Here is a 24,532-nt window from a genome sequence, read left to right on the forward strand (position 1 = left end):
GGCGGACAATGGCGGGACATGAAATGAGTGGTCCTTACTGTCGTGTAGTATAACTACTACAAACATATCGAACTACAACGACAATCCAGCGTAGATAGTTTGACTACTTTCGCAACAAGAGTAGTTTCGTGGAGTCAAGTGAACTATTCTGCAAAAAGTAGAATAAACCGATAATGCCCGTATCCTTTTTCAGTAATCTTAACACTTTCCTATGGTAAACTTTACGCGATTGCCATTGTACGCGGATCAGGCTTTGTTCCGTTGTTTCAGGTTCCATTATTCATGAAGCGAATATTGTCTGTGTGGGCAGTACTGATGGCTGAAATCATCTGTAGCTCTTAATCAACAACCATATCGCATCCGGGGCATATGAAGATTTGAAAAAAAATCTTTCAGGTTCGCCATGCCTGACATAGCGACCCCGACCCCCGTATTACCCAATGTTTATTGCATGATGTCCCTCTTAAATAATGTTATGAATCCCGATGTAAGGTTTTTCAGCAAGTGTTGCAAGCGATTTTTACTGGCCATGTTGGGCGTGCTGCTCAGTGTTGCAGCCACTGCTACCACTTTCCCGGTCACTAATACGAATGATGCGGGGCCTGGTTCATTCAGACAGGCTATCCTCAATGCCAATGCCGCAGGTGCTGGTCCGCATGATATCGTGTTCAATGTGCACGGACAAATTACGCTGGCTACCTCTCTGCCAACCATTACCGTCAAAAAGCTGACGATTGATGGGCTGAACAGGATCATACTGTATGCTACTGGTGCCAATCCCGTCATCAATCCTTTTGTGATTAATGCGGACAGCGTGACTATCCGGAATTTTGCTGTGCAGAACAATGGGGACATTGATGTGGACATCTTTCCCAATACATCGGGGATAACGGTGGAGAATATACGTTCTTTCAGCACCGTGGGAAATAACCTGAATTCATTTATGAGGGTGCAAGGGGCCTCTACAGGACTGACGATAAGAAACATTTCTTCTACTGATGTTGAGCCAGCCGGTGCTTCAAACCTCCCCCCACACATTGGGCGGGCTTTTTATTTTACCGGTGGTACACAAACTAACCTGGTAATGGATAATATCCAGCTTAGCACAGCCAGCAATACACGTGGAGGAGAGGGCATCGTTTTCCGGGATGCGGGCGTGAATGGGTTAACACTGACCAATAGTAATATCAGCGGATTCCAGAACGCAGTGATGTTTGATAATACAACCGGTCCAGTAGAAACAGCTAATAATGTGTTGTTCAGGAATGTAACCATTGATAGCTTATGGAGCGGGGTTTCGTTGGGAGTCTATTGTGACTACCCGGCTACTAATTTTAATATTAAGCGTACTACGATAGATATGAACGTGATCGGACAGGATGACGATGGGGACTATGCCATCCGTTTCGATAATACTGCCGGCAACATTACACTCGATACCATTAATATTAATGAGAATGATATTCACGCCATCTGGTTTAATGGTGCTGCGAGCAATGTTACCATCAATAAAACAGTAGTAGAAAACCGGATACCCGGACTCTATGGAGGAAATGCCTGCATCAGGTTTGAAAGTACCATTAACGGTTTTAACTGTACGAATACTGTGTTGAATGGAGATAAGCCCGCCAATACAGATGATGCAGATGTGGGGATTGCCTTTTATGCCGCTGCTACGGGTGTGACGATCGATAATGTTTCCTTTAATGAATTTGATGTGGATGGTATCTATGCGGCTGGAGCCACCACCAATTTCCAGCTAAGTAACGCTACCTTCACGAGGAACGAGGATGGTATTGAATTTTATAGCAACGCTGCCAGAACTAATGTAGACATTGTTAATTCGGCGTTTTATAACCAGACCCGTTCGGGCATTGTGGTGAGTGGTGCTGCCGGTGCTACAGATGTGGATATTAAGGGCGACACACTGGTGAACAATGCCAACCACGCTATTTGGTTTTACGGCGCGGCCAATGTTACAGATGCGAAGGTTAGCGGTTGCGTGATACATGACAACGGTGGTGCGGGCGTTTTTAACGTAGCACCCACCAATGTACTCATCTCCCAAAACGCTATTTATAATAATACCGCTGCTGGCATTTCCCTGCAAGGGGGTAACTGCAGCTATACCAATGCCGGCGGCAAAACACCGGTACTGGTGTCTTCATCCGCGCTGGGCGGAGGTCAGTACCAGTTGCAGTTGACGATACCTGCTATAACAGCAGGTGCACAATACACGGTAGACATTTATGCTAATGATCCCGCAACAAACAAAACGAGCGGGCAATATTATGTTACTACTTTAACAGGATTATCTGCAGGAACTTCTACACAAACAATTACCTATAATGCTGGTCCCGGTGCTACCGGACTCGGTTTCTGGACAGCCACGCTGCGTATTCCCGCTAATACCTGTGGTACCTCGGAATTTAGCAACGGCATCCCGATGGCAGCGAAAGGGCCTGCCTGCGTGAGCAATGGCGTAGTAGCCTGGTACCGGGCAGATCAGGCTGTGAATGGTGTGAATTGGGGAGATATTTCCGGCAATGCCAATCACATGACGGTGGTCGGCGATCCGGACAATACCACCGGTATGGTCAACTTCAACCCGGCTATTTATTATGATGGTAATGATGCGCACCTGGTACCCGCTTCGGCAGCTGTATCTGGTGCTTATTCCATTATGGGAATGGGCGTATTGGAAGGTTCCCAAACAGGTCGTGTGTTTACCAGCTCTAGCAGTAATAAATTAATGGGGTGGCATGCCGGTTTCGAAAATCGGTTATTTGTGGAAGGGTGGTTGAATACCGGTAATGCAATCACCGCCAAAGGTAAACTCTATTCTTTTGAAAGAGGAGCCAGCGGCGCTTATGATTTTAAGAGTAATGGCACATTGGTGAAAAATGGTCCTACTTCCGATGGTACTGTATGGACATTAGATGTAGGGGGCGCCGCTTATTCTGAATATTCAAAAGTATTTATCCCGGAAGTATTCATCTACAACCGTGATCTTACACCTGCCGAAATACAGCGCATAGAATCTTATATGGCGCTGAAATACGGCATCACGCTGAATTCCGGCGCAACAGATTATATTAACAGCGATGGTACGGTACAAATATGGACAGCTGCTGCCAACTCAGGTTATGGTGCACGTATCACCGGTATAGGTCGTGAGGATTGCAGTATGCTGAGCCAGAAACAATCCCTGAGCCAGGATAGCGGTATGGTGACCATCGCGTTGGGAAATGCAATCGCCGCTTCCAATGCTGCTAATAGCAATTCCTTCACGCAAGACAAAGCCTTCTTTACCTTTGGTGATAATGCAGGAAACACCGGTTATTTTACGGCAGTTACCAGCACCAACGCTAATCAGCGTATGGGCCGCGTGTGGCGCATACAGAAAACAGCTTCCTGGGATAATAGTCAGCAGATAACGTTGCAGCTCGCAGGCGGGGCAGGGAACAATTACCTGCTCATCAGCACGGACGCCACTTTTGGTACCGTTACCAAAGAGTTGAAACTGAACAGCACGGGAACGGTTACACTCTCCGGTGCAGACCTGGCCAACGGAGTTTACTTTACATTCGGACAGCAGCAACGATATCCGGGTGGGGTAGCTACTAATTTGCAGACCTGGGTAAAAGCGGATGCCGGTACATCGGTGGCTGATGGCAACATCCTCAAGTGGCAGGATCAGGCCGTACAACGCGAATGGCCGGTTTTTGCGTCCAACCCGCCCATAGGCTGGGAAAAGAATACCATTAACTATAACCCGGCAATCAGCTTCACGGGAAATAACTATTTCACGGTGCCGAAATTCACGGAAGGTTATACTGCCGGTGAAATATTTTCTGTACAGTTATCTAACCTGCCGGGTACTTCTACCGCGGTGAGTTTCCCGTTTGAATTTGGTGGTGACCCGACAGTAGCAGGTGGTACACCGTTCTATGTGTATAACGGAAGCCACTATACGCACTTTGGTACCACCACACGACCTGGTTACGGATTGCCTGGTATTAATATACAGCAACCACATTTATTAAATAACTGGAGCGCTCCTGGTAGCTGGTCATTGAATTTTGATGGCAAAACAATGGGGAGCAGCACCAGTTTTCCTGTTAACTTCACGAGAGGAGGATCGCTAAACAACGCCATCGGCGCAGGTCAAAACTCCATCTTCAATGGTCGTATTTCAGAAGTGATCTTCTACAACAGGCAGTTAAACGCTACAGAACGTGCGCAGGTGAATAGTTACCTCGCGTTGAAATATGCGCTTACATTGAAAACTGCCGCTGGTGCTCCTGTTGATTATATCTCCAGCAATGGCACTACCCGGATGTGGACGGTCACTAAAAACACTGGTTATGGTGAACGCATCACAGGTATCGGTAGAGATGATAATGGTACCTTGTTGCAAAAGCAAAGCCGTTCGCAACTCGATGGCGCCAATGTGACCATTGGCATAGGAAGCAGCCTGGCGACCTCCAATGCAGAAAATACTATCGATATCGCCAACAACCTTTCTTACTTTACTTTCAGTGACAATGGCCAACCGGCTACGTATAGCCTGGCCGTTACTGGCCTGGGTAATCTCAACGTACGCATGGCGCGTATCTATAAAACAGACCGCACTAACTGGGTTAAAAGCCCTGTTACCTTATCACTTACCGGGGGAGACAATACCACCTACCTGTTAGTGAGCAATGACGATACCTTTGGTGCAGGAGATAAATCATATGTACTCGATGCAAATGGAGCGGTAACACTGGACAGTGATCAGTTACCTGACGGCGCTTATTTCACTTTTGCTAATACGCAGGCCGCTCCGGCTGGTGTGGCAGCAGGGCTGGAAGTATGGGCCAGGGCAGATAGTGGGGTAGTGGGCGGCAACAATGTCTCGCAATGGAAAGAGTTGAGCGTTGCCCGCCGTACATGGACGCTTGCGCTTGCAGGAACGCTCCCCTGGAAGGAAACATCCATCAACTTTAACCCTGGTATCGGATTCGTCGGTACGAACCCTGGTGGCAATTATTTCGTACAACAACCAGAGATGGCGAATACATTTACTGCTGGTGAAGTATTCTCCGTACAAACATACAACGGTACTAACACTACGGCTGTCACCTGCTATCCTTTCGAATTTGGCGGCACTTATGCCAGCGCTCAATCTGTATATACATGGAGTGATAACAATCAATATACCTACTTTGGCTCCGGTACCGCACGCCGTAACTTCGCATATCCGGCCAGTGTAAATGTCCGTAATGCTCACCTGCTCAATATCTGGAGTGTCACCAACGACTGGGCTACAGGTATTGATGGTAAAGTTTTACTGACTGCCAATACCAATGCAGTAAACTTCGTGTCGCCAGCTGGTAATAAAGATTATATCGGCGCAGGGCATAACGCCCCCTTTAATGGAGATATCCCGGAAGTTATTTTATACTCCCGCAAGCTGACCAATCTCGAACGTCAGCAGGTACAGTCTTATATGGCGTTGCGCTATGGCCTCACATTAGGGATAGACGCCTCAATGGATTATCTCGCCAGCGATGGTACCACCACTATGTGGAAGGCGGCTACCGGTGGCGCTTATGCCAAACATATTACCGGTATTGGCCGTGACGATAAAGGTATGCTGTTGCAGAAACAATCTGTAGCTGCAGATACCGGCATTGTGACTATCGCAGCTGGAGCTGCAGTGGCGGTTTCCAACAAAGCCAATGCCACCACTATTACTAATGATCTTTCTTTCTTCACTTTCGGAGATGATGCAGGTGCAACGACTTACCAGACACCGGTTACCGGTATCAGTAAAGTCAATAGCCGTATGGCCCGTGTTTTCAAAACACAGAAAAATAACTGGGCAGATCAGAATATTACTATCAAACTTACTGGTGGTAACGCACGGACTTATTTGTTGGTTAGTACTGACAATACCTTCGGTTCCGGCGACGCCGCTTATGTGCTAAACGCCGATGGCACTATTACACTTAACAGTAGCCAGTTGGCCGATGGTGCTTATTTTACTTTTGCAAAAAGCGTTACCGGTCCGAATGGGGTCACCAATGGTGTATCCTTCTGGTTGCGTGCAGATGACGGTATTTCCGGTGGTAGCAACTGGACAGACTATAGTAATAAAGGCAATGACGCGGTACAGGATACCGTGGCCTATCAGGCTATCACTGATGCAAAGGCGCTTAATTTCAATTATGGACTGGTATTCGATGGCACAAACGACTATCTTGATATTACTACCACACGCATAGATCCGGCTACCACGACCGTTTTTGCGGTAGGTAGCAGTACCGTGTACGATTATGCGGGTGATCTTATTGGTAGTGGAACCGTAGGATCTTCTCATGGGATGGAATTCAGGATTGTCTCAGGAAAACTACAGTACCTGGAGAATGCTGCATCAGTAGTAGCTGTAACGGGTAATAACGCTTTCCAATCTGATAAACCTTACATTTTTAGCGCTAGCCAATCGAATAATACGCCGAATGGAGTACGCGTATTTCAAAACTACAAGCTCGACAACCAGGGGGCTATTAATTTAACGCCGCTCACTGCCAATTTTATTTCCATAGGCTCCCGCACTATTGCTGCCAGGGGACTTTACTGGAATGGAAAAATGGGAGAAGTGATCGCCTATAACCGCGTGTTGTCAGATGCGGAACGTCAGTCTGTGGAATCTTATCTTGGTATTAAATATGGTATGACACTCAACGGTGGTACTACCGATTATCTGGCTACTGACGGGTCTAAATACTGGACCGCTGATGCCATTTATAAATCCCGTATTACCGGTATCGGCAGAGATGATGCTACTGCGCTGAATACAAAACAATCACTCAGCGTGGATACCGGTTTTGTGACGCTCTCTCTGGGTGGCAATATTCCGCTGACAAACGAGCAGAATGCCAATACTATAACGAACGATAAATCTTTCTTTGTATTTGGAGATAATGGACAGTCTGCAACTACTTATAATACAGTCGTAAGCGGAACCAACGCAACCCGCCGCCTGCCCCGCATTTGGAAGGTTGGTAAAACCAATTGGACGGATCAGAATATTACTTTGAAAGCCAATGCAACCGGCACCAAGGTATATATGCTGATTAGCACAGATCCTACTTTTGCGACGATTAACAAGGAGCTGCCGTTGAATGCAGATAAGACCATCACTCTTAGCAGCAGCCAGCTGCCCGATGGTGTATACTTCACTTTCGGTGCGCCGGTGAAATATCCGGGTGGTGTAGCCAGCACTAACCTGCTATGGTTACGTGCGGATATCGCTACTTCTGCTACAGCCGATAGTTCGTTGATCAGCAGCTGGAACGATTACAGTCCTAATGGGAATAATGTGAGTCAGGCTACACCGGCTAACCAGCCTGTGTACAGGGATAATGCAGCAGTCAATCTGAACTTTAACCCTGTAGTAAGGTTTAGCGGTCCGCCTCACGCCATGACAGGTGGCTCTTTCCTGAAAAATGGTACCTACAATGCGGCTGCCGCATTCTATGCAGGCAGCCAGGCAACTAATATTAACACTGTTGTCTTTACCGAACCTGCCGGAACCGGTACACAGTTTACATTACACGCCACCTGGGGAGATAATGCGGTGTACTGGGATGCTCCTTATGTCAGCAACCGTCTGAGTTACAGCGCAGGCAACATCAATGATTCCGTTGTGCTCTGGACAACGACTGACAATATTACTCTGCCTGCTAACAAGCAATCCATTTACAAGAATGGATTGAATGTAGCCAATGGCAATAATGCCAGTATTTTCACTGGTAACAACAGCGCATTCCAACTGGGCTGGTCAAACGCCAGCTCTTACAATGGCCGCATAGGCGACCTGATTATATATACCAGTCCGCTTACGCTGGTTGAACAGCAGAAGGTGAACAGCTACATGGCCATCAAGTACGGTATTTCGCTTAATAACGGCGCTACCAACTACCTGGCTACCGATGGCAACACCGTATGGGATGCTACCGTCAACAACGGCTATAGAAATAACATCACTGGTATTGGCCGTGATGACGCAGAAGACCTGAACCAGAAACAATCCCGCAATACAACCGGCGGCATGCAACTGGCAATTGGTCTGAATAATCTTACTGAAACAAATCTTAGCAATACAAATACATTTACTGCAGATAAATCATACATGGTATGGGGCGATAATGGCAACAGCAGTCTCTTTAAAACGCCGCTGACTGGTCACCCCGTAGCCAACTACCGCATGGCAAGGGTATGGCGTGCACAAAAAACCGGTACGGTAGGCACTGTACAGGTAGCCGTACCTTTCAATGTATTGCCCAATGCTGCACAGACCTACCTCATCGTCAGCAATGATGCTACTTTTGACGGAAGCGATCAGTTCATCCCCGTAACATCCATGACGCTCAACGGTGTGAAACACTACGTCGCCAACGTCAATCTGACCAGTGGCCAATATTTTACCTATGGCGCATCTATCAAAACGCCGGGTGGAGTAGTGGGTACTTCCCTCTGGCTGCGCGCAGATGCAGGTACTTCCAGCAGTGCTGATGGTACGGCCATCAATGGCTGGACTGATTACGCTTCAGACCTGAATAACGCTACGCAAGCTACAGCAGTGAATCAACCGCTGTATATGAGCAATGCAACAAATAATGCCAACTTTAACCCGGTGGTGAAATTTGATGGTACAGATTTTATGGGCCTGGACATCGCTAAGCTGCCTGCAGGAACTGCTGCGAGAACTTTCTTCGGCACTGGTAGTGCAGCTACCACCGGTGCAGGCAATAAGTTTATTCTCGCTTATGGTGCAGGCGTTACTAACCAGGGTACTGGTCTGGCGCTTGTAGGTGGCAATGGGACCGCCGATTTCGTAGGATGGGCTAATGACGTGACAAGCCCTGCTGGCAACTGGCAACCGGGAGTGTTTAATGAAATGGTAGGTGTATGGGCTGGTAATGGCGGCACAGCCACGCTGTACAGCAAAATGAAATCGCTGGGATCTGCCGCTAAGGCATGGAACACCGGTAACGTGGATGCGGGAATAGGTGCATGGCCCTGGGATCGTGCGCAGGCATGGATTGGTACCATGGGAGATATTATCGTATATCCGACCGCGTTAACCCCTACAGAGCAGCAACGTGTATCCACMTATCTGGCTATCAAGTACGGTTATTCAATAGATCAAACCACCCCAATAGATTATCTCGCTACTGATGGCACCACCAAAGTATGGGATGCCACCGCTAATGCTACTTATAAAAATAACATCACTGGTATCGGGCGCGATGATGTAGAAGGCCTTGCGCAGAAGCAAAGCCAGAACATTAGTACCGGCTTGCAGCCCATAGTGGGCCTCGGCGGTATTGCGGCTGATAACCTTGGCAATACCAATACTTTCTCTGCAGATAAATCATACCTGGTGTGGGGCGACGACGGCGCCAGCTCCACTTTTACCACTGCGCTCACTGGCAATCCGGCGGTAACTACCCGCATGGCGAGGGTGTGGAAAGTACAGGAATCCGGTGCCGTAGGCACGGTGAACATTGCTGTGCGCAAAGATCAGCTGCCGAAAATTGCTACCACACCTTATCTGGTAGTGAGTAATGATGCTACTTTTGATGGTACCGACCAGTTTATACAGCTGTCTGCCACAGATGTGAATGGCGTGGCCAGCTATACGGCTAACCTGGACCTGACTAATGGACAATACTTCACTTTCGCCAGCTACGTAACAGCACCAGGTGGTGTGGCTAATGAAATGTTGTGGGTAAAAGCAGATGCGGATGTGCAGGTGGATGGAAGCAACCAGGTACAGCAATGGCTGAACCAGGCTGGCGCTATGGCTACAGAACTGCGTGCAGCACCGGTTGCCCATACAGATCCTGTTACTGCTTCAGCAGACATTGTTCAGGTACCAAATGGTATCAACTTCAACCCGGCCGTTGATTTCACGGGCGCCACAGGCAAATCTCTGAAGGGAGATGCCGGCGTTAATTGGAATACATCTACCAACTTATCTATCTTCTCTGTAACTAAGCCGGAAGGCCTTCCTGCAGGTAACATTGCAGGTGTCTTCGCCTCTAACGGTAACTGGACAACAACCGGTGCCTCCGGCAGAGGGTTGATTTATACAAACGGAGGTAACTTTGGCCTGGATGGCAACGGAGGTACGGCGGCTCAAATCACACCGCTCTATGCCGGACCTATCATCGCCAGGGGTATCTATATCAGTGCGAATAATACGCAGGGTGGAAGCACCTGGCTGAATGGTAAGCAAGGCCCGATAGGCGGTATCCTTGGAACGCAGACAGACGGTAGTTTCTTTGAAATAGCCGGACGTACTACCGATCAAAGCACTGTTGATAACCGCATCTTCAACGGTAAAATCCCTGAAGTAATCGTATACAAATCTGCCCTGAGCACAACTGAGGCACAACAGGTAGAATCATACCTCGGTGTAAAATATGGTGTTACGCTCGACCAGAGCACGGCACAGAACTATCTCGCAACAGATGGTTCCGTGATCTGGAATGCTACCGCCAACAATACTTATAAAAATAACATTTTCGGTATTGGTCGCGATGACCGTGAAGGCCTGGTACAGAAACAGTCCCGCAGTATCCACACAGGTGCTATCCTGACTGTCGGCATGCGCACGATCGCCGCCACCAATGCAGACAACGCCAATACTTTCCCTACAGATAAAAGCTATATCCTGTTGGGCAGCAACTCTAACGCCCTCACCGTTGGCGGAACAGACCTGCCGCTGGGCAGCTGTATTCCAGAGCGTCTTACACAGGAATGGAAAACACAGTTCACTAACTACGATATCAGCACACAGCCACTCAGTATGCAGTTCGACCTGAATGGTATTACCACTACAGGTACTGCTACAGGAGATTTTAGCATAATGGTAGATGAAGATGGCGACGGTAACTTTGCTACCGGTACCATTACTGAAATACCTGCTACCAGCTTTGCCGGCAACATCGTGAGCTTTGAAAATGTGAGTGGGCTGAAAGATGGCGTAGTGTTTACACTCGTTACCAGTCACCTGCAACGTACCGCTAACCTGGTACCGGATGCTACCGTGAGAACAGTTACCGCTACTTGTATCAGTAACGATACCCTGTATTTCTATGATCCTACGGATGCGAAGAAATATATTGCTTCTATTGCACTCAACGGCAATACCATGGATCTTTCCAAGCTGTCTGCACTGGTAGATGTGAACAGGGATATGACTACCGCATTGGGCAAAAATAATGGCCCTGACTATGGAACACAATTGATGCGCAGGCTGGTACAGATCAACTATACCGGTGGCGCCCTGACACAAAATGGAGGCGTGAAGGTGCGGTTGTTCTGGAACCCTGCTGAAAAGACCAATGCAGAAAATGCCCTTTCGGCACGTGGCGTAGCTGGCACCCAACGTTGGACATGGTTCAAACATACGGGTGATATTGCCACTACCCTCAATGATCTGGCGCCGGAAGGTCTGGCTAATATCAATGAACTGACAGCTTCCGCAACAGGACAACAGGACGGCGTGGACTACGTTGAATTTAACGGCATACAGAATTTTTCCACTTTTGGTGGTGTAACAACAGTGAACCAAACGCTCGCTATTACTAAAGGACAGGACGGTAAGGAAGGAACGCAGGATGGTGCATTTAAAATCAGTTTGCCCGGAACCGTTAATGCTGCGGAAGAAATTACGGTGAGTTATACTGTAACCGGTACCGCAACTAACGGAACCGACTATACGACGCTTAATGGTACCGTGACTTTCCCTGCAGGAAGTAATAGCATTCCTTTGCCTGTAATAGTAACTGACGATAATATCCTGGAAACAACGGAAAATGTAACTGTTACGTTGAATAGCGCCTTCGGCACACTCAGCGGCAGTGCTTATAATATCAGCAGCACACAATCAACGGCTACGTTGAATATTGAAGATAACGACAGCAACGATCCTGTTAAAACTACGGTTGGTGTTACCTGGAGCAAGGATGCTAAAGAACCCAATATCAACGGCGCCTTCAATATCAGCTTGCCGGCAGGTGTTACTTCATCTGAAGACATCACCGTTAACTACGCCATTGGAGGCACCGCCACCCCAGGTGCAGATTATGTGGCGCTGAGCGGGTCGATCGTGATTCCTGCAGGCCAGCCAGGCGTAACAATGCCGGTACTGGTATTGGATGATCAGTTGCTGGAAAAACCTGAAACAGTTATAGTAACCGTAACCGGTGGCAGCTCTACGAACTTTACGCTGACACCAGCTGCCGGTGCTGTGAGTGCTACCGTAAATATTATTGACGATGAAAATACACCGGCCAATCTTGTGCTGAGTGTAACTAAAAAGACCGACGCTGCTGAACCATCTACCAATGGTGAGTTCACCATCCATTTACCAGCAGGTGTAATACCTACCGAAGACATCACCGTCAACTATACCGTAAGTGGTACAGCCAAAAGTGGGTTTGATTACGCTGCGCTTACAGGCACAGTAACTATACCGGCCGGTAAAGACAGTGTAGTGGTACCTGTGAATGTGATGGATGACCAGGTGATTGAAAATACAGAAACGGTAGTGATAACGCTTACCGGTGGCAGCAGCGCTAACTTTAACTATACTGCCAGCACCACCAATGGTAACGCCACTGTTAACATTGCAGATGATGACAATATAGCGGCTAACCGCGTGATTAGTATCAAGAAGAAAACGGATGCGGCAGAGCCATCCACAAACGGGGAATTCACTATTGGTCTCCCTGCCAATATCACTTCTTCCGAAGATATTACCATAGCCTATACATCCTCCGGTACCGCTACCAGTGGCGCAGACTATACCGCCCTGGGAACATCTGTCGTGCTGCCTGCTGGACAGAACAGCATTCCTTTACCCATCACCGTTGTCGATGACAAGATCATTGAAAATACGGAAACTGTCATTGCAACGGTGACTGGCGGTACCAGCACCAGCTTTGCTTTCACTATCAGCGGCACCGATGGCAGTGCTACTGTCAACATCGCAGATGATGATAATACAGCTGCCAACCGCGTGCTCAGCGTGACGAACGACGGAGGAGACGCATCTGAACCAGGTACTAACAGCAGATTCAAAATCAGTTTGCCGAAAGGAGCTACTACAGCCGACGACATCGTGGCTGCCGAGCCTATTACCGTGACTTACACCATTGGTGGTACGGCGATTAATGGCACCGACTATACCACCATCATCAATACAGCAATCATACCAGCAGGCCAGAACAGTGTAACCGTACCAGTGACCGTGATTGATGACCAGCTGATGGAAAATACCGAAACGGTAATCATGACACTCTCCGGCGGCACGAGCACCAGCTTTGCCTTTACGGCCAGCACTACCAACGGTAATGCCACCGTGAATATCCTGGATGATGATAACACTCCCGCCAATCGGGTGCTGAGTATTACCAAAACAGCTGATGGAGCTGAACCAGCTACCAACGCTACCTTTAATATCAGTCTGCCTGGAACCGTTGCACCTTCTGAGGACATCACCGTGAATTATACTATTGGCGGAACGGCAACTAACGGTGTTGACTATACTACATTAACGGGTACTGCGACTATTCCTGCAGGGCAAAACTCCATTACCCTGCCCGTTGCTGTGATCAATGACCAGGTAATAGAAAGTACAGAAACCGTAACGTTGACGCTTACCGGCGGCACCTCTGCCACCTTCAGTTATACCGTGAGCACCACTAATGGTACCGCTACGGCTAATATTGCAGATGACGATAATACTGCTGCTAATCGTGTGCTGAGCGTTGTTAATAACGGCAATGGCGCAGAACCGGCTGCACCAGGAGAATTTAAAATCAGTCTGCCGGTTGGTATCACTTCTTCCGCGCCTATTACTGTGAATTATACAATAGGCGGAACGGCTACCAGCACCGCCGATTATGTTGCATTAAACGGTACTGCTACTATAGCTGCAGGTCAACCTTTTGTAACCATACCAGTGACCGTGAACGATGATAAAATCATCGAAGTAACAGAAACAGTTGTGATGACCCTCACTGGTGGTACTGATGGTATTGCTGCCTATACCGCATCTGCAGCAGCCAAAACTGCTACGGTAAACATCGCAGACGATGATGACACGCCAGCCAACCGTGTGGTAAGGGTACAGCTGGTCCGCGATGGCGCAGAAGGCGGCGCCTCATTGAGATTCAATTTCCTTCCTGCTCCGGGTATTACCTATTCAGAACCAGTAACCATACATTATACCATAGGGGGTACTGCTACTTTAGGTGTTGATTACAATGGTATTAACCCGGCGCATTTCAGCGGAACGGCTGTTATTCCAGCTGGTGGCACCGGAACAGCAATAGTGGCGAATGTGGTAGATGATCAGATTATAGAAGGTACAGAAACCGTAATAATCACCATCACCGATGGAGCTTCCGCTAATTTCATTTTCACGCCTGATGCGGTGGAAGGCAGCGCAACCGGCAACATTATCGATAACGATGATAACGCTGCCAACCGCGTGCTGAGCATCACCAAAACAGGCGATGCAGCAGAACCGGGAACAAACAATACATTCAAAATTAACCTGCCGGCAGGTATCACGGTTCCTCAACCTATTACGGTAAATTATACCGTGAGCGGTACCGCTACCAGTGGCTCAGATTATGCTGCCCTAAGCGGCACCGTTACTATTCCGGGAGGTTCAAATGGCACCACACTGCCTGTGAATGTGATCAATGATGATTTCATTGAGAATACAGAAACAGTGACCGTAACGCTTACTGGTGGTACTGACGGCGTGCTCACTTTCACGCCTAGCCCCACCAATGGTCAGGAAACAATGAACATTGCCGATGACGACAATACTGCCGCCAACCGCGTGCTCAGCATCGTGAAACAATCAGACCTTGCAGAACCTGCCAGCAACGGTAGCTTTAAGGTAAGTCTGCCTGGAATTGTGTCTTCATCAGAACCGGTAACGGTGAACTACACTATCAGTGGTACTGGTACTAACGGAGATGATTATACGACACTGACAGGCAGCATTGTATTACCAGCAAAACAAAACAGCGTAGTTATACCGGTAGATGTAAAAGACGATAAGATCATAGAAGGTACAGAAACTGTGGTGCTCACGCTTACCGGCGGCACCAGCACAAGCTTTAGTTTCACTGCCGACGCTACCAACGGCAGTGCCACTGCTAATATCACCGACAATGATAACGTTGCCGCCAATCAGGTATTGAGCGTGATCAACAGCGGTGATGCCGCAGAACCATCTACCAATGGCGCCTTTACCATTGGCCTGCCTGCCGGTTATACCGCTGCAGCGCCAATCACCGTCAACTATACAATAGCTGGTACAGCCACCAGTGGCGCCGATTATATCGCGCTCACCGGCACAGTGACTTTACCGGCCAACCAACCGACTGTATCGGTACCGGTATTAGTGAAGGACGACCAGTTAATAGAGAATACCGAAACAGTGGTGATGACGATTACCGGCGGTACCGGTGCAGGTCTGACTTATACTGCCAGTCCAACCAATGCTACCGCTACCGTTAATATTGCAGATGATGAAAACTCCGCAGCCAGTCGTGTGCTGAGTGTTACCAACAATGGCAACGCCGCAGAACCAGGCACCAACGGTAAGTTTAAAATCAGTCTGCCAGCCAACGTCTTCCCATCAGAAGATATCACCGTTACTTATACCATCGCCGGCACCGCTACCGGTGGTAAAGATTACACGGCGCTGACAGGTACGGCCACCATCCCGGCCAGTCAGAATAGTGTAGACGTTCCCGTGGATGTGATCGACGATCAGATCATCGAAGGACAGGAAACCGTGGACCTCGCGCTCGGCGGTGGTACCAGCGGCAGCTTCACTTATACCGTGAGCAGCACCAATGGCAACGCCCAGGTGACCCTGGATGATGACGACAATATTGCCGCCAACCAGGTACTGACAGTAACCAAAAACGCCGATGGTGCAGAACCATCCACTGCTGGTAGCTTCAAAGTGAGCCTGCCTGCGAATATTACTTCTGCAAGGGATATTACTGTGACTTACAACATCGGTGGTACAGCTACCTCCAATATTGACTACCAGGCGCTTGGTACTGTTACCATCCCTGCTGGTCAAAACAGTGTAATCGTTCCTGTGAATGTGATCAACGATAAGATCATTGAGCCAACTGAAACCGTGGACATGACGATCACCGGTGGCAGCGATACGAAATTCACCTATACGATAGCTGCTGGTGGTGGTTCCGCTACCGTGGATATCGCAGATGATGATTACAACACTAACARTAATGTAGTATTACTCACTAAAGTGTCGGACGCTATAGAAGGCAGTACCAACGGTCGTTACAGGGTTTCCCTGCCACCAGGTATTACCGCTCAGCACGACGTGGTGATCACTTACAATCTCACAGGAACCGCTCACAGTCCGGCTATCACGCCAATTGACTATACTTTACCAACCGTACCTTCCAGTACTTCTTTCACCATTCCGGCGGGCTCCAATGACGTGTTCATCGATGTTGCCGCTATTGACGACGGTATCGTTGAAGGACCGGAAACAGTAGTAATGAATCTTTTGACCGCTAATTCTGCTGGTTTACCATTCACCATAGATCCATCCGGCAACGGTGCGGTGGTGAACATCATAGATGTTAACGCGGCTGCCAGCACGCCGATACAGGTAGTTGCAGGTACCAATGCCTCAGAACCAGGTACCAATGGCACCTTTACTGTGAAGTTGGCAGGTTCGGCAACTTCCGCATGGCCTGTTACAATTGGATATCGTATTTCCGGTACGGCTACTTCGGGTGAAGACTATGAGGCGCTGGGAACTATCACTATTCCGGGTAGTACCAATGCTATATCAGTACCCGTGAAAGTGCTGGATGATAAGATCATTGAGCCAACCGAAACGATGACCATCACGCTCCTGTCGGGTAGTGCCAGTGACGGAACCAACTCTTATATCTTCCCGCCAGACCCGGCCAACAGCAACGTCACCGTTAACATTGCAGACGACGATGCTACTGCGGTGAACCAGGTACTGAAAGTGGTGAAAAAAGACGATGCTGCTGAACCAGGCACCAATGGCGCTTATACTATCAGTCTGCCTGCAGGTTATACTTCTGCAGCCGATATCACGTTCAATTACAACATGACTGGTGACGCTACCCGCAACACCGACTATACCATCAACACCGTTACGCTGCCGGCTAATACCAACAGCTTTACCATACCGTTGATCGTTAGTGATGACAAGATTATAGAACCTACAGAAAAGGCTATACTGAACCTGACTGGTGGTACAGACGCAAATGCGTTCACTTATACCGCAGATCCGGCAGGTAACAATGCTACCCTGAATATCATTGACGATGACAGTACTGCCGCTAACCGCGTATTGATGGTGACGAAAACAGCCGATGGCGCTGAACCAGGCACTCCTGGTGAGTTTACCATCAGTCTGCCTGCTGGTTATACCGCGTCGCAAGACATCGATGTAACTTATACCGTCGGTGGTACGGCTACTCCTGGTGCAGGGTTTGACTATACTGCGCTCACTGGTACCGCGAAGATCATTGCGGGTCAACCTAATGTTAAAGTAGCTGTAGCTGTCAACAACGACGATATCATAGAAGGTACAGAAACAGTCGTGATGACACTGACTGGTGGTACCAACGCCAGCTTTAACTTCACGCCGGCCACTGGTAACAGCATTGCAACAGTGAACATTACCGATGATGATAATACACCGGCTAACCAGGTAATCAGCATTACGAAAAAAACAGATGCCGCTGAACCTGGCACGGATGGCGCGTTCACTGTCAGCCTGCCTGCTAACATAACATCAGCTAAGCCGGTAACCGTAAACTATACCATTGCCGGTACTGCGATCAACGGAACAGACTACGGCACCCTTTCCGGTACCGTGGTAATACCCGCGAATCAGAACGGGGTAGACGTGCCTGTTACTGTGAAGGACGACAAAATCATAGAAGGTACTGAAGGGGTGATCCTCACCGTTACAGGTGGCGCTTCTCCGGATTATACCTTCACTGCCAGCACCACCAATGCTACCGCTACGGTGAACATCGGGGATGATGATGACATTGCCGCCAACCGCGTGCTGAGCGTTATTAATAATGGCGACGCCGCAGAACCAGGCACCAATGGTCAGTTCCTGGTAAGCCTGCCAGCCGGTTATACCGCAGCTGTGCCGATCACTGTGAACTATACCGTAGGTGGTACCGCCACTGCCGGCGCAGATTACACCGCGTTGACCAATACCGTGGTGATACCAGCCGGAGATCCAAATGTGCTGGTAGCTGTTAATGTGATAGATGATAAAATCATTGAGTCAACAGAAGACGTGACCCTGACCATCACCGGTGGCACCGGCGGTGCGGCATATACCGCCAGCATCACCAATGGTAACGCTGCCGTGAACATTGCGGATGACGATAATATACCGGCCAATACGGCACTGACGGTGACCACGACTGCCGACGCCGCAGAACCAGGTACTAACGGAAGCTTCAGCATTCATCTGCCTAACGGCGTAACCGTAGCGGAAGCCATCACCGTTCAATACACCATTACCGGTACGGCGGTTAACGGTACTGACTATACGACTCTCAGTGGTACTGCAGTGATCCCAGCTAACAGCGACAAAGTAATTGTGCCAGTGACAGTGATCGATGATAAGATCATAGAGACTACTGAAACCGTGATCATGCAGCTGAACAGCGGCGCCAGCACCCACTTCAACTTTACGGCCAGCACCATCCATGGCAGCGATACTGTGAACATCGTGGACAACGACAATACAGCCACGGCGCTTGTGCTGAGCGTTAAGAAGAAGAACGATGGTGCAGAACCATCTACCAATGGCGCCTTTACTATTAAGTTGCCTGCGGGCTACACAGCTTCCCAGGATATTACCGTGAACTATACCGTAACTGGTACAGCCACCAGCGGTGATGATTACAATACCCTCAGCGGCAGCATCGTACTGCCCGCAGGTAAGGACAGCGTGGACCTGCCAGTAATTGTGAAGGATGATAAAATTATAGAGCCAACAGAAACTGTGGTGGTGGCCCTGACCGGTGGCAGCAGTACCGACTTCACGTTGGTCCCAAGCGGCACGGAAGGTACAGCCACTGTTAATATCACTGATGACGAATCGCTTACACCGGCTAACCTTGTATTGAGTATAGTACGGAAGAGTGATGCTGCAGAACCATCTACCAATGGTGCATTTACTATCAGTTTGCCTACCGGTATCACCACGGCTGAAGCCATTACCGTGAATTATACTGTGGCGGGTACTGCCACCCCAGGTGCCGACTACACCGCCTTGACAGGAACAGTAGTCATCCCTGCAGGAGCAGGTACAATAGACGTTCCCGTTACAGTGGCAGATGATAAGATCATAGAGCCTACCGAAACCGTGATCGCTACCCTGGCAGGAGGAACTTCCAGCAGCTTTACCTTTACCGGCAGCGGCAATGCCACTGTAAACATCACCGACAACGACAATGTGGCGGCCAATCTCGTGCTGAGCGTTGCCAACGCGGGCGATGCGGCAGAACCGTCTGTTCCTGGTTCCTTCCATATTACATTGCCAACAGGATATACTGCATCAGAAGATATCACGGTGAACTATAACATTACCGGCACTGCCACCAGCGGCACGGACTATACCGCACTCGCCGGTACAGCAGTGATCCTGGCTGGTAAAGACGGGGTAGTGGTACCAGTTGCTGTAATAGATGATAAGCTGATAGAGAACACAGAAACCGTGATCATGACACTCAACGGGGGAAGCTCCACTACCTTCACTTTAACAGGTAATGGCAGCGCTACCGTGAATATTGCAGATGATGACAACAACGCTGCTAACCGTGTACTGTCTGTCACCAAAATGACCGACGCCGCAGAACCGGCTACTGATGGCAAGTTTGCGATCAGCCTGCCTGCTGGCCTTACCGCCTCCGAAAACATCACCGTGAACTATACCATTGGCGGCAACGCTACCAGTGGAAAAGATTACACTGCATTGAGCGGTACAGTAGTCATTCCGGCTGGTAAGGATACGGTATTCGTAACGGTGCCGGTGATCGACGACAAGGTGATCGAAACCACCGAAACCGTGGTAATGACCCTCACTGGCGGCGCAAGCACCAGCTTTAACTTCACTGCCAGCACTACCAGCGGTAACGCTACCGTGAATATTGCGGATGATGATAACGTGGCAGCTAACCTGGTGATCAACGTGACTAACCCTGTAGATGGTGCAGAACCAGCTACCAATGGAACGTTTACAGTTGGATTACCGGCAGGGTATACCGCATCAGAAGACATCACTGTTAGCTATACTGTAGGCGGCACGGCGACCAGCGGTACAGATTACACAACGCTCAGCGGCACTGTAGTGATCCCGGCTGGTCAACCCAGTGTGCCCGTAACCGTTAGCGTTATCGATGATAAGATTATAGAAAATACAGAAACCGTCGTATTGACGGCCACAGGAGGTACATCCACCAGCTTTACGCTCGTGGCAAGCAGTACAACCGGAAATGCTACCGTGAATATCACAGATGATGATAACACCACAGCTAACCGGGTACTGAGTGTAAAAAATGCAGGCGACGCAGCAGAACCGGCTACAAACGGTAAGTTTACGATCAGTTTGCTTGGTGGAGTAACTTCATCTGAAGACATTACCGTAAATTATACCATCGCGGGTACAGCTACCAGCGGCACGGACTACAATGCCCTCAGTGGTACGGTAGTCATCCCGGCCGGAAAAAATAGTGTAGACGTCCCCGTTAGTGTAATCAATGACCAGATCATAGAAAGCACTGAAACGGTGATCATGACGCTGGTCAATGGTACTTCTGCCAGTTTTGCCTTTACTGCCAGTACCACCAATGGTAAGGCTACTGTGAATATCAACGACGATGATGATAACGCCGCCAACCGCGTGCTGCTTGTCACCCGGACGCTTGATGCCGCAGAACCAGGCACCAATGGTAACTTCAATATCAGTTTGCCTGCTGGCATCACCGCTGCAGAAGATATCACCGTTAACTACACCATTGCAGGAACTGCCGTGAATGGCACTGACTACGCCACTCTCACTGGTGCTACAGTCATCCTGGCTGGTAAGAACAGTGTAAGCGTACCCGTAACGGTAACCGATGACAAGATCATTGAAAACACCGAAACCGTGATCCTGACGCTGACCAACGGTACATCTGCCAGCTTTGCTTTCACTGCCAGTACGACCAGCGGTATTGCTACCGTAAATATTGCAGACGATGACAACACCGCGGCAAACCGTGTACTTTCTGTCACTAAAAAAACAGACGCCGCAGAACCAGGTACGAATGGCCGGTTTGCGATCAGCTTACCTGCAGGCATCACCGCTTCCGAAGACATCACCGTGAATTACACCATTGGCGGCACCGCTACCAGTGGACAAGATTACACTGCACTGAGTGGCACCGTGACCTTCCCGGCTGGTAAAGACACTGTATTTGTCACCGTGCCGGTGATCGATGACAAGGTGATTGAAACCACAGAAACAGTGGTGATGACCCTTACCGACGGCGTGAGCACCAGCTTCAACTTCACCGCCAGCGCTACCAATGGTACTGCTACCGTAAATATTGCCGATGATGATAACACCGCAGCTAACCGGGTACTCACCGTGGTAAAAGGAGCCGACGCATCCGAACCATCTACCAACGGTACATTTATAATTAGTCTGCCTGCTGGTATTACCGCGGCTGAGAATGTGACCGTAAATTATGCCATCAGTGGCACCGCCACCGCAGGTATCGACTACACCACGCTCAGCGCTTCCGCGCTGATCACGGCAGGTCAGAACAGTGTTACCGTTCAGGTACCGGTCATCGACGATCAATTGATTGAAAATACAGAAACGGTAGTGATGACGCTGAACGGAGGTTCTTCTACGAACTTTACCTTCACTGGTAACAACAACGCTACCGTAAACATACTTGACAACGATGACGTTGCGGCCAACCGTGTACTCAACGTTACGGCTACCAAACAAGCAGCAGAACCGGGCACCAATGGAGAGTTCACCATTAGCCTGCCAGGTACTGTCGCTTCATCAGAGCCTATTACAGTAATCTATACCGTTAATGGCACCGCTACCAGCGGAGTAGATTATACCGCGCTCACAGGCACCGTGGTGATTCCTGCTGGTCAGCACAGCGTAACTGTTCCTGTACAGGTGATTAATGACCTGATCCTGGAAAATACAGAAACAGTGGGTATGACCATCACAACAGGTACTTCCACCAGCTTTACCTTCACCGGTGGCAGTGCAGCTACGGTGAACATCACAGATGATGAGAATACAACGGCTAACCGCACGCTCAGCATCGTGAAAACAGCCGATGCCGCAGAACCTGCTACTAACGGCGCGTTTAAAATCAGCCTGCCATCAGGCATCACTTCTTCCGAAACTATTACCGTAAACTATACAGTTACCGGTACAGCTACCAGTGGTATTGATTATACCGCCATCACAGGAGCCATCACCATCCCTGCGGGTCAGAACAGCGTAAGCGTTCCGGTAGCTGTGATAGACGATCAGCTGATCGAGAACACAGAAACGGTAATTATGACCCTGAGCGGTGGTACTTCTACCAGCTTTACGTTCACCAGTGCAGGTAATGCTACCGTGAATATTACAGATAATGAAAACACGGCGGCTAACCGCGTACTGACAGTAAGTAAGGTAACTGATGGCGCAGAACCAGCTACCAACGGCGGATTTAAAATTGGTCTGCCAACAGGTATCGCTTCTTCTGAAGCCATCACGGTTAACTACACCATCGGCGGTACAGCGACCAGTGGTGCAGATTACACGGCCATCACCGGAACTATCACCATTCCAGCCGGCCAGAATAGTGTAACCGTACCAGTGAATGTAATAGACGATCAGCTGATCGAGAACACCGAAACGGTGATCCTGACGCTGAATGGCGGTACTTCTACCAGCTTTACTTTCACCGGCACAGGTAATGCTACCGTGAATATTGCAGATGATGAGAATACAGCGGCTAACCGTGTGCTYACCGTCTCCAAAATAGCAGATGGCGCAGAACCATCTACCAATGGCGGATTTAAAATTAGTCTGCCAACAGGTATCGCTTCTTCTGAAGATGTAACTGTAAATTATACCATCACAGGCACCGCTACTGCGGGTGCTGACTATGCTGCCATCACCGGCAGCATCACCATCCCTGCGGGTCAGAATAGCGTGAACGTACCGGTAACGGTAATAGATGATAAGCTTATTGAACCTACCGAAACTGTGATGATGACGCTGAACGGCGGCACCTCTACCAGCTTCATCTTCACAGGTACTGGTAATGCCATCGTGAACATCACTGACGATGACGGCGGCAACAAGGTGCTGACAGTAGTTAAAACGACGGATGCCGCAGAACCAGGTACCAATGGCGGATTTAAAATTAGTCTGCCAACAGGTATCGCTTCTTCTGAAGCCATCACGGTTAACTATACCATCAGCGGTACAGCGACCAGTGGTGCAGATTACACGGCCATCACAGGAGCTATCACCATTCCAGCCGGCCAGAATAGTGTAACCGTACCAGTGAATGTAATAGACGATCAGCTGATCGAGAACACCGAAACGGTGATCCTGACGCTGAATGGCGGTACTTCTACCAGCTTTACTTTCACCGGCACAGGTAATGCTACTGTGGATATTGCAGATGATGAGAATACAGTGGCTAACCGTGTGCTCACCGTCACCAAAACAGCCGATGGCGCAGAACCGTCTACCAATGGCGGATTTAAAGTAAGCCTGCCTGCTGGTATCGCTTCTTCTGAAGATGTAACCGTAAATTATACCATCACAGGTACCGCTACTGCGGGCGCCGATTATGCTGCCATCACCGGCACCATCACCATCCCTGCGGGTCAGAACAGCGTAAGCGTTCCGGTAGCTGTAATAGACGATCAGCTGATCGAGAACACCGAAACGGTGATCATGACCCTGAGCGGTGGTACTTCTACCAGCTTTACGTTCACCGGTGCAGGTAATGCTACCGTGAATATTACAGATAATGAAAACACGGCGGCTAACCGCGTACTGACAGTAAGTAAGGTAACCGATGCCGCAGAACCAGCTACCAACGGCGGATTTAAAATTAGTCTGCCAACAGGTATCGCTTCTTCTGAAGCCATCACGGTTAATTACACCATCAGCGGTACAGCCACCAGTGGTGCAGATTACACGGCCATCACCCGAACTATCACCGTTCCTGCCGGCCAGAATAGTGTAACCGTACCAGTGAATGTAATAGACGATCAGCTGATCGAGAACACCGAAACGGTGATCCTGACGCTGAATGGCGGTACTTCTACCAGCTTTACTTTCACCGGCACAGGTAATGCT

1 protein-coding gene is annotated in these 24,532 nt (G+C 49.1%); it reads left to right on the forward strand.

Annotated features, from left to right (window positions below):
• Positions 1–475 precede the first annotated feature (475 nt).
• Positions 476–24,532: DUF8202 domain-containing protein (locus AC1DFM_RS33300; protein WP_477081110.1), on the forward strand; the 24,057-nt coding region annotated here is incomplete at its 3' end.

It is taken from the genome of Chitinophaga sp. 05T412, from assembly GCF_056396465.1.